This is a genomic window from Variovorax restrictus (assembly GCF_051216715.1).
Taxonomy (GTDB): domain Bacteria; phylum Pseudomonadota; class Gammaproteobacteria; order Burkholderiales; family Burkholderiaceae_C; genus Variovorax.
The window spans coordinates 2,990,558-3,003,291 of sequence record NZ_JBPJZH010000001.1; the positions used below are offsets into that span (position 1 = coordinate 2,990,558).

Consider the following 12,734-nt stretch of genomic DNA (forward strand, 5'->3'; position numbering starts at 1 on the left):
CGGCGCGCGGCCTACGCTTGCCGCACAAACATCACGGAGAAGACTTCATGTTCAAACGCATCCTGATCGCGACCGACGGTTCCACGCTGTCGCGCAAGGCCGTGGCCACGGGCATTGCCCTGGCCGCCGTGCACGGCGCGGAGCTGGTGGCGATGACGGTGGTGCCGCGCTACCCCAAGGCCTACTTCGATGGCGCGATGGTGTTCGCGCCCGACGACATCGCACGCATCGAGAAGCAGTGGTCCGCCGCAGCCGAAGAAACGCTCGCCGCCGTCGCGACGCGGGCGAAGACCGCCGGCGTGAAAGTCAAGACCGCGGCGGTCAGCTCGGACCTGGTGGCCGAATCCATCGTCGCCGGTGCGAAGAAGCACAAGTGCGACCTGATCGTCATGGCCTCGCACGGCCGCAAAGGCATCAAGCGCCTGCTGCTGGGCAGCGAGACGCAACACGTACTGACGCACTCGACGGTGCCGGTGCTGGTGCTGCGCTGAAGCGGCACCGACAAGACCGCAGCCGCGACGGGGGCATGATTCCGCCGCTCGCGCGGCTGTGGTCACATCGCAGCGTGCAGCCCACGAGGCTCCACCCGTGTTCAAGAAACAGGAAAGAAAAATCATGAAAATTCTCGTCGCCGTCGATGGCAGCGCTTTCACGCAGAAAGCCCTCAGCTACCTCACCACCCACCGTGCCATGTTCGGCCAGGGCAGCGAGCTGGTGCTGGTCAACGTCAGCACCGGCCTGCCGGCCAACGTCACGCGCCATGTGACCAAGGACATCGTCGACGGCTACTACGCCGAAGAAGCCGCCAAGGTGCTCGACCCGGTCAAGAAGTATCTCGACGAGCAGGGCGTCACCGGTTACGCGGTCCAGGTGCGCCACGGCCATGCGTCCGAGGAAATCGTCGCTGCGGCCAAGGACGCCGGTGCCGACCTCATCGTGATGGGCACGCACGGCCACGGCATGTTCGGACGTGCACTCATGGGCTCGGTGGCCACCAAGGTGATCGCCGAGAGCCCTGTGTCGGTGCTGCTGGTCAAGTAAAGCACCGACGCCCGCGCCGGCGGGCTGTCCGACATGGGCCGGTCGGGCCGCCCTACGCCAGGTGCCGATCGCGCGGGGCTAACGTCGAACGAGCGTCGAGATCCTCGGCGAACAACCAGACAGGCCCCGTGAACGATCGCCCCACCTTCAAACCGTACACGCACCCCGCCGGCGGTTGGGGCTCCCTCAAGGCGGTCGCGACCTATTTGCATCGCGAGCGCATCCCCATTCTGGGCACCCATGCCCTGTTGAAGCAGAACCAGCACGGCGGCTTCGCCTGCGTGAGCTGCGCCTGGGCCAAGTCGAGCAAGCCCCACACGGCGGAGTTCTGCGAGAACGGCGCCAAGGCCACCGCCTGGGAACTGACGGCCAAGCGCATGCCCGCCGGTTTCTTCGTGCAGCACACCCTGACGGAACTCGAAAGCTGGAGCGACCACGCGCTGGAGGAAGGCGGCCGCCTGACGGTGCCGCTGCGCTGGGACGCGGCGACCGACCGTTACACCGAAGTGAGCTGGGACGAGGTCTTCGCCGGCATCGGCGCCGAGCTGAAGGCGCTGCGTGCCAAGGACCCGAAGTCGACCGTCTTCTATGCCTCGGGCCGCGCCTCGCTGGAAGCCAGCTACATGTACCAGTTGCTGGCCCGGCTCTATGGCAACAACAACCTGCCCGACAGCTCGAACATGTGCCACGAGAGCACGTCGGTCGCGCTGCCGCAGACCATCGGCGTGCCGGTCGGCACCGTGACGCTGGACGACTTCGAGCACACCGACGCGATCTTCTTCTTCGGCCAGAACGTGGGCGTGAACAGCCCACGCATGCTCCATCAGTTGCAGGATGCGCGGCGACGTGGTGCGCCGATCGTCACCTTCAACCCGCTGCGGGAGCGCGGGCTGGTGAGCTTCGCCAACCCGCAGTCGCCGCTGGAGATGCTCACGCCGGCCGAGACCGCCATCAGCACGCAGTACCTGCAGGTCAAGGTGGGCGGAGACATCGCCGCGATCACCGGCGTGTGCAAGGCGCTGATCGCCGGAGACGACGCCGCCCGGCGCGACGGCACGCAGCGTGTGCTCGACGTGGACTTCATCGCGACCCACACGCACGGCTTCGACGCCTTCGCCGACGCCATGCGCGCGGCGGACTGGTCGGCCATCGAGCGCGAGTCAGGTTTGTCGCGTGGCGAACTGGCCGAAGCCGCGGTGGTCTTCGGGCGCGCGAAGGCGGTGATCGGCGTCTACGGCATGGGCCTGACGCAGCACCGCAAGGGCGTGATGAACGTGCACATGCTGACGAACCTGCTGCTGCTCGGCGGCCACATCGGTCGGCGCGGCGCGGGCATCTGCCCGGTGCGCGGCCACTCGAACGTGCAGGGCCAGCGCACCGTCGGCATCAGCGAAAAGCCGGAGCTCGTGCCGCTCGACAAGCTCGCCGAGCTGTATGCCTTCGAGCCGCCGCGCGACAAGGGGTTGAACACCATCGAGACATGCGAAGGCGTGCTCGACGGCTCGGTGCGCGCCTTCATCGGCCTGGGCGGCAACTTCCTGCGGGCCGTGCCCGACACCGCACGCATGGAGGCCGCCTGGCGCCGGCTGCGGCTGACGGTGCAGATCGCCACCAAGCTCAACCGCAGCCACCTGGTGCACGGCGAGGTCGCCTACCTGCTGCCCTGCCTTGGCCGCATCGAGATCGACCGGCAAGCCAGCGGCCCCCAGACGGTGTCGGTCGAGGATTCGACCAGCTTCATGCATGCGTCCGACGGCATGGCCGAGCCGGCCGAGTCCACGCTGTTGTCGGAGCCCGCCATCGTCGCTGGCATCGCCAAGGCCACGCTTGCGCCGAATCCGCGCGTGCCCTGGGACGACTGGGTGGGCGACTACGGCCGGGTGCGCGACGCGATCGAGGCCACCTGGTCTGACGTGTTCCGCGACTTCAACAATCGCTTCCGCCAAGCCGGCGGCTTCCAAAAGCCGATCGCCGCGCGCGAGCGCCAGTGGAAGACGCCCAACGGCAAGGCCAACTTCATCGTGCCCGACACGCTGGTGGCAGACCCCGACACGCCCGAACCCGACAACGACGTGCTGCGGCTCATGACGATGCGCAGCGACGACCAGTTCAACACCACCGTCTACAGCCTGGACGACCGCTTCCGCGGCATCTACGGCACGCGGCAGGTGCTGTTGATGAATGCCACCGACATCGCGCACCTGGGCCTGGCCGAAGGCGATGTGGTCACCGCGCGCACGGCTGTCGACGACGGCGTGCTTCGCGAGGTGCCGGGCCTGCGCGTGACGCCCTTCGACATTCCTGCGGGGTGCGCCGCCGGCTACTTCCCCGAATGCAACCCGCTGGTGCCGCTGGCGCACCACGCCGAAGGTAGCCAGGTTCCCGCTTCGAAATCGATCCCGATCCGCCTGTTGGCCGATCCGACCCGCCACAACAACTCGCAGAAAGCCCCCTCATGAGCGATCCCACCCAGCCGCAAGCGCCTCTCCTCTACCAACCCGCCTACGAATCGCTGGAAGAGGACGAAGCCGAGACCACGCGCGAACTGATCGAGACGCTGCACAAGATCAGCGAGATCGTTCACAAGGACGAAGGCCACGCCTACCGTGGCGTGCATGCAAAGAGCCACGGCCTGCTGCTGGCCGAGCTGCAGGTCGCGCCGGGCCTGCCATCGCATCTGGCGCAAGGGCTGTTCGCCCAGCCCGGCAGCTACCCCGTCGCCATGCGCTTCTCGACCACGCCGGGCGACCTGCTCGACGACGCGATCTCGACGCCGCGCGGCGTGGCGCTGAAGGTGGTCGGCGTGCCCGGCGAGCGTGCGCCTGGCTCCGAGGGCGAGGTCACGCAGGACTTCCTGATGGTCAATGGCCCGGTGTTCAGTGCGCCAACGGCCAAGGCCTTCCTGAAGCCGCTGAAACTGCTGGCCTCCACCACCGACAAAGCGCCGGGCCTGAAGAAAGTGCTGGCCGCAGCACTGCGCGGCCTGGAAGCCATTGTCGAGAAGGCCGGCGGTGAGAGCGGCACGCTCAAGGCCATGGGCGGCCACCCCGAGACGAACATCCTCGGCGAGACCTTCTACACCCAGGCGCCGATGCTCTACGGCCCCTACATGGCCAAGCTGTCGTTGGCACCGGTGTCGCCCGAACTCACGGCGCTCACCGATGCGCCGGTCGACCTCGACGGCAAGCCCGATGGCCTGCGCGAAGCGGTCGTCGCGCACTTCGCCCGACACGGGGGCGAATGGGAACTGCGCGCTCAGCTCTGCACCGACATCGATGCCATGCCCATCGAGGACGCGTCGGTGCAATGGCCCGAGGACAAGAGCCCCTTCATCACCGTGGCCCGGCTGGTGGCCAAGCCGCAGGTCGCCTGGAGCGACGAGCGCGCTGCGGCGGTCGACGACGGCATGGCCTTCACGCCGTGGCATGCGCTGGCGGCCCACCGGCCGATCGGCTCGATCATGCGGGTGCGCCATGCGGTCTACCGCATGACGGCCGGCTTCCGCTCGGAGCACAACGCCACCAAGGTGCAGGAGCCGCGCACGCTCGACGCGCTGCCCGACTGAGCCCGCCGAGCGCTCAGGCGGCCGTGGACTTGGCGCCCTGCATGACGAACGCCTCCGCCTCCGAGTACGAGTGAAGGATCAGGTCGACCGCGTCCTTCACCTGCTCTTCTGGCGCGCCGGCTTCATCGAGCGGCAGCCTGACGGTGGCCATCGCAGCTTCGGGCATCGCAGTGCGCATCGCGGCCGCAGTCCCACGCCAGGCATCGATGGCGTCCCGCCGCGGATACGCCAGGAACACAGTGCCGACCAGGATCGACTTGTCCGCCATCTCCGGGTCCGGCGGCTCGGCGAGTGACACGCTGCGGGCATCGACGTCGTCGTGCCGCAGCGCGCGCACCAGCAGTTCCGTCAACAGCTCGTCGCGCTCGGAGCCGAAGCCCGCGCACAGCACGACCGATTGCGACGGCACATCGAGCCGGCCCTGGTACGGCCCCAGGCGCGACTCGCGAATCTGCCGCAATCGGCTGCCCAGGCTGGCATCGGCCAGCGACACGGTCGAACGGCGCCGCCCGGAGCGCTTGCCCGACCGCCCCATTGCCAAGGTTTCGGCCAGACCGATCACCGTCTTGTCGATGCGCGCGCGCTGGCGCAGGTCGATGCGGCCGAGCTGGAAGTCGAGCCCCGCCAGCGCCAGCCCCGGCAGCAGCACCTGGTCGCAGTACTTGGCGAAGGTGCTGCGCCGCAGGTAGAGCCGTGCGTCCTTGATGATCGCGGCGGTGTTGTCGGACAGCGCGCGCTGGTAGAAGCGCTGCCCCGCGTTCAGCCCCGGTGCATCGGTCAGCAGGATGGACAGCGGCTCCAGCGCCCGCACATGCCGCCCGACCACCACGATGATCAGCGTGAGCGGCGTCGACAGCAGCAGCCCGACCGGCCCCCACATCGCGCCCCAGAACAACGCCGACACGATGACGGCGAGCGGCGCCAGCCCCGTGCTGTGCCCGTAGACCTGCGGCTCCACGACATGTGCGACCACCAGTTCGAGCACCATGAAGAGCGTCAGGCTCGACAGCACCAGCGACCATCCCGGATCGACCGCCGCGCTGAAGACCGCGATGAGCGCGGCCGCCGCCAGCACGCCGACGTAGGGCACGAAACGCAGCAATGCGCCGATCGACCCCCACAGCGCCGCATGCGGAATGCCGATCGCCCACAGCCCGACGCCGACGACCGCACCGAAGGTCAGGTTGACGACGAACTGCGACATGAAGTAGCGCGACACGCCCTGCGCCGTGTCGCTCAGTGCCTGCACCGTGGGGCCGAGTTCGGCCACGCCGATCACGCGGATGAAGCGGTCGCTGAGCGACTCGTGCTCCAGCAGGATGAACACCAGCAGGATGAAGACGATGCCGGCCTCGCCGATCGGCCCCCACAGCGACGACAGCAGCTTCGACACCAGGTCGCCCGCCGACGGCGGCGACTGGCGGATCTGCACCGGCAAGGGCTCGGCGCTGGCCACCGGTGCGGCGGGCGCCGCCGAACGTGGGCCGAGCGCACGCGCGGGGTCGGTGCTGGCGCCGGCGCGGGTGTGGCCTGCGGCACCACGCCCTTGAGTTCAGCCTCGAAGCGCTCGAAGGGCCGCACCACCACCTCCCGCACCGACTCGATCTTCGACGTGATCGCGGCCCGGTACTGCGGCAGCCCCGCGCCCACGTCGACGAGCTGGATCGCCAGCACCGCGCTCATGCCGGCCACGCACACCGCGACCATCACCACCGACACCAGCGTCGCGATCGTGCGGCCCATGCCAGTGCGCGTGAGCTTGCGTGCGAGCGGCGCGATGACGAGGCTCAGCACCGCGGCGATCGCGATCGGCCGCAGCACGTCCTGGCCGAAATGCAGCAGCAGCAACAGGCAGGTGGCCGGCACCACCGTGCCGATGCCCAGACGTTCACGCGGAGACAACTTGTCCATGGGAGCCTTGGCGGTCGCACCGGGGGCCGGACGAGCGCTGATGTGGAAGACGGCCAGAGCGCCGCGTGGCGATGGTACGGGTTGGTGCCCCAGCACGACAGGTTCTGTCGCAGCGATCGGAAGCTCAGGCCGTGCCGCTGCTCCCGCGCTGACGCGCGCAAACCCGGTTGCGACCTTCTGCCTTGGCGCGATAGAGCGCCGCGTCGGCCTGGCGGATCAGGTCGGCGCTCGGCGTGTGGCCGTCGTTGCAGCTCGCGACGCCGATGCTGACCGTCACGGTGCCCCAGTCGGGATTCGTCCGCGCCGCAATGGCGTCGACCAGCGACTGTGCCGTCGAGAAGGCCGCGTCCGCACCGGTCTCCGGCAGCAACACACCGAATTCTTCGCCCCCGAATCGCGCGATCACGTCGCCGGCTCTCAACCGCTCCCGAAGCGTGTCGGCCAGCATGCGCAGCACCTCGTCGCCCACGGGATGACCATGGACGTCGTTGATGCGTTTGAAATGATCGGCATCGACCATCAGCACACTCAGAGCGCGCCGGGAGCGACGTGCATCCGCCAACGTGCGCTCGAGCATCGGATCGAAGACGCGCCGGTTGAGGAGCCCCGTGAGCGCGTCGGTCTGTGCCTGGCGACCCAGTTCGGCATTGGCGACCTGCAATTCGAGCGTTCGTTCGCGCACCTGCTGCTCGAGGGCCTCGCGGGCGGTCAGCAGGCGGTGTGTCATGCCCGCGATGGCTTGCGACAAGGTGCGCATCTCGGCGCTGCTCGCGACCTGGGGGATGCGGACGTCGGTCGCGCCCGCCTCGACGTCGCGCACGGCCCGTGCCATGCGGTTCACGTCGGTCCCGAAGCGGTGGGCCGCGATGCCGGCGAGAAGCGCGGCGACCATCGCGATCAGCACACCGACGAGCAGTGCGCTGCGCGTGGTCTGGGAGATCGCGGCGAAGGCTGCTGCAGCGGGTTCGCGCGCAACGACCGTCCAACCGAGATCGCTGACCCTGCTGTGCGCAGGCAGACGGGCCGACGCGGTCAGGAACGCAGCGCCGTCATGCCATTGCAACACCGCGGGCGTACTGGCCAGTGCAGGCATGCGCACACCGTCCCTCGCAAGCTGCTGCGACTTGCCGTCGGGCGAATAGATCACGTCGCCCTGGCGATCGAAGATGAAGACTTCGATGCCTCGATCGCGTGCTTCGACCGGCAGGACCGTCCCGATCACCTCGGCGGCCCAGTCCCAGTTGACATGCACGCCGAGCACGCCGATGGTCTTGCCATCGCGCTGGATGGGTGCCGCATAGTCGACGAAGCGCAGCGGCTCGCCGCTGCCCGCAGCAGGCAACAGGGAAGCAAGCAGCTTCGCCACATGCAGATCGCCGACGAAAAGGCCGTTACGCGCTTCCTTGAACCAGGGCCGTTCGAGCACGCCGACACCAAGCAGCATGTCTCCGGTCGCGGAGCGAACCTGCCCCGATGCGTCGGCCACTCCGACCCAGGCCGCGTTGCTCAGCGTCGCGTCGAGCATCTCGATCGTTTGTTTGACGCTCCTCGAATCCAGCCCATCCGCCCAGAGCGCGTCGCGCCGAACGAGGGTGTCGACCACGTCGGCATTCTTCTGCAAGCCGGCGCTGAAGAGCTGGGCGGCGTTGGAGGCGATGAAGGCGAGCGATCGACCAGCGTCGGCGCGCACGCGTTCGCGCAGCATCTCGCTGAGACCCCAGGTGATCGCGACCGATGCAAGCACCACGAGCGCACCGAAGACCACCGTCAACTGCATCTTGAGGCTGAAAGGCGGGCGGGGGAAACGCAACATCATGGGGCGCAGTTAGAGGCGAACCGGGGGGCCGCAGCGTGAGCACTTCGACCATCCACGATGGCACGTGGATACCTCGAATGCCGAAGAGACTTGAATGCGAACGGAATGCCTATACAGGCGCTGAGAAGCTTCTACTGTCCACTATCGGCAGAATGGCTGGTAACTTGAGAGCAACTCTCTTCGCTCATTCGGCCCCGACTCACTTCATGCGCAACCTCGTCGACTTCAGCTCCTGGCAGGCCCTTCTCTCGACGCTGCTCGGCCTGGTGCTGGTGTCATTCATCGCGGTCGGCATTCGGCTGGTGGTGATGCAGAGCATCCAGCAGCGGCGCGAGCGGCAGAACAGGCAGATCAACGAGCGGCTCAAGACGCTCATCGCCGCTTACAAGACCCTCGGCGGATCGTTCACCGGCGACCTCGCGGTCGATCCGCGCCACCTGCGCGAACTGCGCGCGCGGGCCGGTGCGGCGCAGGCGGCGCTGGCGCAGGCCGAGGCGGCCGCGGGCGAGCCGACCGAGACCGCCGCACCGGCCGCAGCGCACGAAGACGCCGGCTCCGAGCGCCGGCGCCGCACCCGCGACGCGGTGGAAGCGGCGCTGTCGGACGTGATCCTTCTCGGCACCAGGGAGCAGGTGCGTATGGCGGTCGAGGCGGCGAACGACATGGTGGCTGGCCGGCCGATCCATACGGCGGCGCTCGTCGCCTCACTGCGCACCTTCATCCGCGACGTGCTCGACCTCGAAGTGATCCCCGGCGACCTCGCGATCCCGAAGCAAGGGCCACTGCGCGTGGCCGTGGCGGGCGGGCGAGGCGCCGGTCAGCCCGCCAGAGGCGGTGCCGGCGGACGGGGTGGCGGGGGCCAGGGCGGTGCAGGCGATGGCGTCGGCATGGGCCTTCACGCCGGTGCCGCCCGCGACGAACCGCCGCCCGGCCACTGAGGGCCGGCCTCAGCCCTGGGTGAACAAGCTCTTGTGCTGCTCCCGTAGCAGCGCCTTCTGCACCTTGCCCATCGCATTGCGCGGCAGTTCGGGCACGATAAAGCAGCGCTTGGGGATCTTGAAGTTGGCCAGCTTGGCCTTGAGCTCGGCCACGATGGCGTCGCCGTCGACGCTGGCGCCGGCTTTGACGGTGACCACCGCCACGCCGACCTCCCCGAAGTCCGGGTGCGGCACGCCGACCAGCGCGCTCTCGGCCACGCCGGCCATCTCGTTGATGAAGCCCTCGATCTCGGCCGGGTAGACGTTGTAGCCGCCGCTGATGATCAGGTCCTTGCTGCGCCCGACGATGGTGATGTAGCCCAGCCCGTCGATCTTCCCGACGTCGCCGGTCTTGAAGAAGCCGTCGGCGGTGAACTCCTCCTTCGTTTTCTCCGGCATGCGCCAGTAGCCAGCGAAGACGTTGGGGCCGTCGACCTCGATGTTCCCGATCTCGTCGGTGCCGGCATCGCGCGTGTCGCCGTTCTCGTCGGTGACGCGCACCCGCAACTGCACGCCCGGCAGCGCGAAGCCCACGGTGCCCCCGCGGCGCTCACCCTGCACCGGGCTGTACGGGTTCGACGTGAGCATCGCGGTTTCGCTCATGCCGTAGCGCTCGAGGATGGTGTGGCCGGTGCGCACCTGCCATTCGTGGAAGGTCTCGATCAGCAGCGGCGCCGAGCCCGCAACGAACAGCCGCATGGTGCGGCACGCCTCCATCGTGAGGCCCGGCTCGGCCAGCAGGCGAACGTAGAGCGTGGGCACGCCCATGAACACCGTCGCCTCGGGCAGCCGTGCGACCACGCGCTTCGGGTCGAACTTGTTCATCCAGATCATCTTGCTGCCGTTGAGCAGCGCCCCGTGGATGGCGACGAACAGGCCATGCACGTGGAAGATGGGCAGTGCGTGGATCAGCACGTCGCCCCGGCCGTCAGGCCCGCCGGTGGATTCCCACCCCCAGTAATCCTTCAGCACCTCGGCATTCGACAGCAGGTTGCGGTGCGTCAGCATCGCGCCCTTGCTGCGGCCAGTGGTGCCGCTGGTGTAGAGGATGGCGGCGAGGTCGTCTTCGCCGCGCTGCGCGACGGTGTGGCGGTCGCTGCACTGCACGGCCACGTCGAGCAGCGTGCCGGTGCGGTCGTCGTTGAGCGTGAAGACATGGCGCGTGCCGGCGGCCAGCGCGATCGGGCCGACCCAGTCGGCATTGGCGCTGCTGCACACCACCACGGCCGGCTCGGCGTTGCCGATGAAGTACTCGATCTCGGCGCCGCGGTAGGCCGTGTTGAGCGGCAAAAAGACGTAGCCGGCCCGCAGCGTCGCGAGGTAGAGCATCAGCGCCTCGACCGATTTCTCGACCTGCACGGCGATGCGCGCGCCCTCCTCCAGCTCGAGGGCGACGAAGAGGTTGGCGATCATCGCGCTGGCGCGGTCGAGGTCGCCCCAGGTGTAGCGCAGGCCGTCGTCGGTCTCGACGGCGACCGCATCGAGGTCGGCGGGGAAGCCGGCGCGCAGCGCGGCGAACAGGTTGGCGTTCGAGGGGTTGGCGTTCGAGGTCATCGGTGTCTCGGCGGTAGGTCAGAAATGGGGCGGTCGTTTGGCCAGGAAGGCGGCGATGCCCTCCCGGTGTTCGGTGGCGTCGGCGTAGTCGTAGGCGTTGGGCAGCAGGCCCGCGACACCCGCCATGCCCTGGGACGCGAGCGCGGCCAGCACGCGCTTGTTGGCGCGCGCGGCCTCGGGGGCCAGCGCGGCGATGCGACGCGCATAGGCAACGGCGTCGTCGGCCACCGCATCGTCGGGCACCACGCGCAGCAGGAAGCCGGCGGCCAGCAGGCGCTGCGCATCGTGCACGCCGGCGGCCAGCAGCATGTCGCGCGCCAGCACGTCGCCGACGGCGCGGTGCACCACGGCGGCTTCGCGCGGCGCCATGGGGAAGCCGAGCTTGGCAATCGGCGCACCGAACTTGGCGGAGGCACCGGCCAGGCGGATGTCGCAGCAGCTCGCGATCTCGAGGCCCGCGCCCATGCAGGCGCCCTCGATTTGCGCGACGATGGGCACACTGCAGTCGAGCATCGCCTGCAGTGCAGCACCGACCTCGTCTTCATGGAAGGTGCGCAGTTGCACGGGGTCGAAACGGAAGGCCGGGTACTCGGAGATGTCGCCGCCCGCGCAGAAGGCGCCGCCCTCCCCGCGCACGAGGATGCAACGCAACGCGATGTCGGCCTCGAAGCCCGCAAAGGCGCTGCGCAGGGCGCGCCACATCGCGCGCGACATGGCGTTCAGCCGCCCCGCATGCACCAGCGTGACGACGGCGATGGTGCCGTCGCGTTCGATCCTGATCTCATCGGCCATGTCGACCACCTTGCATGCGCATCATTCCAGCTTGGCGCCGGAGGCCTTCACGACCGTCGCCCAGCGCTTGACCTCGGCGTCAACGAAATTCGCATACGCGGTCGTCGTGACGTTGGGAATGTCCGAGCCGTTGGCCGCCCAGATGGTCTTGAGCTCGTCGGTGGCCAGGGCCTTCCTCATCTCCTCGATGATCTTCGCCTGCACGTCGGCCGGCGTGCCCTTGGGCGCCCACAGGCCGTACCAGGTGGTCACGGTGTAGTCGGGCAGGCCGACCTCGGCCGCGCAAGGCACGTCGGGGAAGGCCGGGTTGCGCTTGGCGCCGGCCATCATCAGCGCCTTGATGCGGCCGCCTTTGATGTGCGCGGACGACGAGCCCAGGCCGTCGAAGCACACGTCGACGTTGCCGGAGATCAGATCCTGCAGCATCGGGCCGGCACCGCGGTACGGGATGTGTGTGATGAAGGTGCCGGTCTGCTGCTTGAAGAGTTCGCCCGCCAGGTGGTGCGAGGTGCCCGCGCCGGCCGAGCCGTAGTTCATCTTCGCGGGGTTGCGCTTGGCGTAGGCGATGAATTCCTGGATGGTCGGCTGTGTCACCCGCTTGGGGTTGACCACCACCACCTGCGGCGCATTGGCCAGCAGCATCAGCGGCACGAAGTCCTTCTGGATGTCGTAGTCGAGCTTCGGATAGATCGACGGTGCGATCGCATGGTGCACCGCGCCCATAAAGAGCCCGTAGCCGTCGGCCGGCAGCTTCGCCGCGATGCCGGCGCCCAGCGTGCCGCCGGCACCACCCCGGTTGTCGATCACCAGCGTCTGGGCCGTCGTCTTCGAGAACTGGGCCGAGAGCGGCCGCGCGAAGGCGTCGGTGCCGCCACCGGCCGGGAACGGGACGATCATGGTGACGGGCTTGGACGGCCAGCCGGACTGCGCGCGCGCGCCGCCACCGAGGACGGCGGCCGCGGCGGCGGCCAGGCGCAGCATGTCGCGCCGCTGGTAGGAATGGATCATGGATGTGTCTCCTGTCTTGTTGGAATCGCTGCGCACCGGGGCCTTCGGTGCGGGGTCGGCCCTTGGGGGA

Annotated in this window: 11 protein-coding genes; 5 read left to right on the forward strand and 6 right to left on the reverse strand. The window is 68.6% G+C overall.

Annotated elements, in window-relative coordinates:
• Positions 1 to 47: 47 nt before the first annotated feature.
• From ACSFA0_RS14135 to ACSFA0_RS14150, 4 genes are all read left to right on the forward strand, one after another.
• Positions 48 to 491, forward strand: a complete 444-nt coding sequence (locus tag ACSFA0_RS14135; protein WP_435450791.1) for a universal stress protein — start codon at positions 48 to 50, stop codon at positions 489 to 491.
• A 124-nt stretch (positions 492 to 615) separates the two neighbouring features.
• Positions 616 to 1,041: a universal stress protein gene (locus tag ACSFA0_RS14140; RefSeq protein WP_435450792.1), complete on the forward strand. Its 426-nt coding sequence runs from the start codon at positions 616 to 618 to the stop codon at positions 1,039 to 1,041.
• A 128-nt stretch (positions 1,042 to 1,169) separates the two neighbouring features.
• Complete coding sequence (locus tag ACSFA0_RS14145) at positions 1,170 to 3,500, forward strand: FdhF/YdeP family oxidoreductase (RefSeq protein ID WP_435450793.1); 2,331 nt, start codon at positions 1,170 to 1,172, stop codon at positions 3,498 to 3,500.
• Positions 3,497 to 4,606: a catalase family protein gene (locus ACSFA0_RS14150; protein ID WP_435450794.1), complete on the forward strand. Its 1,110-nt coding sequence runs from the start codon at positions 3,497 to 3,499 to the stop codon at positions 4,604 to 4,606. The genes ACSFA0_RS14145 and ACSFA0_RS14150 overlap by 4 nt, the downstream gene beginning before the upstream one ends.
• A 13-nt stretch (positions 4,607 to 4,619) precedes the next feature.
• Here ACSFA0_RS14150 and ACSFA0_RS14155 read toward each other — a convergent pair whose 3' ends face one another.
• From ACSFA0_RS14155 to ACSFA0_RS14165, 3 genes are all read right to left on the reverse strand, one after another.
• Positions 4,620 to 5,999 carry an AI-2E family transporter gene (locus tag ACSFA0_RS14155; protein ID WP_435450981.1) on the reverse strand — a complete coding sequence of 460 codons (1,380 nt, stop codon included), beginning with the start codon at positions 5,997 to 5,999 and terminating at the stop codon, positions 4,620 to 4,622.
• Positions 5,882 to 6,517 (reverse strand): AI-2E family transporter, encoded by a 636-nt coding sequence (locus ACSFA0_RS14160; protein ID WP_435450795.1) that lies wholly within the window; start codon positions 6,515 to 6,517, stop codon positions 5,882 to 5,884. The genes ACSFA0_RS14155 and ACSFA0_RS14160 overlap by 118 nt, the downstream gene beginning before the upstream one ends.
• Positions 6,518 to 6,641: 124 nt before the next feature.
• A complete protein-coding gene (locus ACSFA0_RS14165) occupies positions 6,642 to 8,120 on the reverse strand; it encodes a diguanylate cyclase (RefSeq protein WP_435450796.1) in 1,479 nt (492 codons plus the stop codon).
• 419 nt (positions 8,121 to 8,539) lie between these two features.
• On the opposite strand from ACSFA0_RS14165, the gene ACSFA0_RS14170 reads away from it, so the two are divergent.
• Complete coding sequence (locus tag ACSFA0_RS14170) at positions 8,540 to 9,271, forward strand: hypothetical protein (RefSeq protein ID WP_435450797.1); 732 nt, start codon at positions 8,540 to 8,542, stop codon at positions 9,269 to 9,271.
• A gap of 9 nt (positions 9,272 to 9,280) precedes the next feature.
• On the opposite strand, the gene ACSFA0_RS14175 is transcribed toward ACSFA0_RS14170, so the two are convergent.
• Genes ACSFA0_RS14175 through ACSFA0_RS14185 form a run of 3 tightly spaced genes read right to left on the reverse strand, consistent with a single transcriptional unit; the run spans position 9,281 to position 12,664 of the window.
• Positions 9,281 to 10,864 carry a malonate--CoA ligase gene (locus tag ACSFA0_RS14175; RefSeq protein ID WP_435450798.1) on the reverse strand — a complete coding sequence of 528 codons (1,584 nt, stop codon included), beginning with the start codon at positions 10,862 to 10,864 and terminating at the stop codon, positions 9,281 to 9,283.
• Between the two features lie 18 nt (positions 10,865 to 10,882).
• On the reverse strand, positions 10,883 to 11,656 hold the full coding sequence (locus ACSFA0_RS14180; RefSeq protein ID WP_435450799.1) for an enoyl-CoA hydratase/isomerase family protein: 774 nt from the start codon (positions 11,654 to 11,656) through the stop codon (positions 10,883 to 10,885).
• A 21-nt stretch (positions 11,657 to 11,677) separates the two neighbouring features.
• On the reverse strand, positions 11,678 to 12,664 hold the full coding sequence (locus ACSFA0_RS14185; RefSeq protein WP_435450800.1) for a Bug family tripartite tricarboxylate transporter substrate binding protein: 987 nt from the start codon (positions 12,662 to 12,664) through the stop codon (positions 11,678 to 11,680).
• Positions 12,665 to 12,734 lie beyond the last annotated feature (70 nt).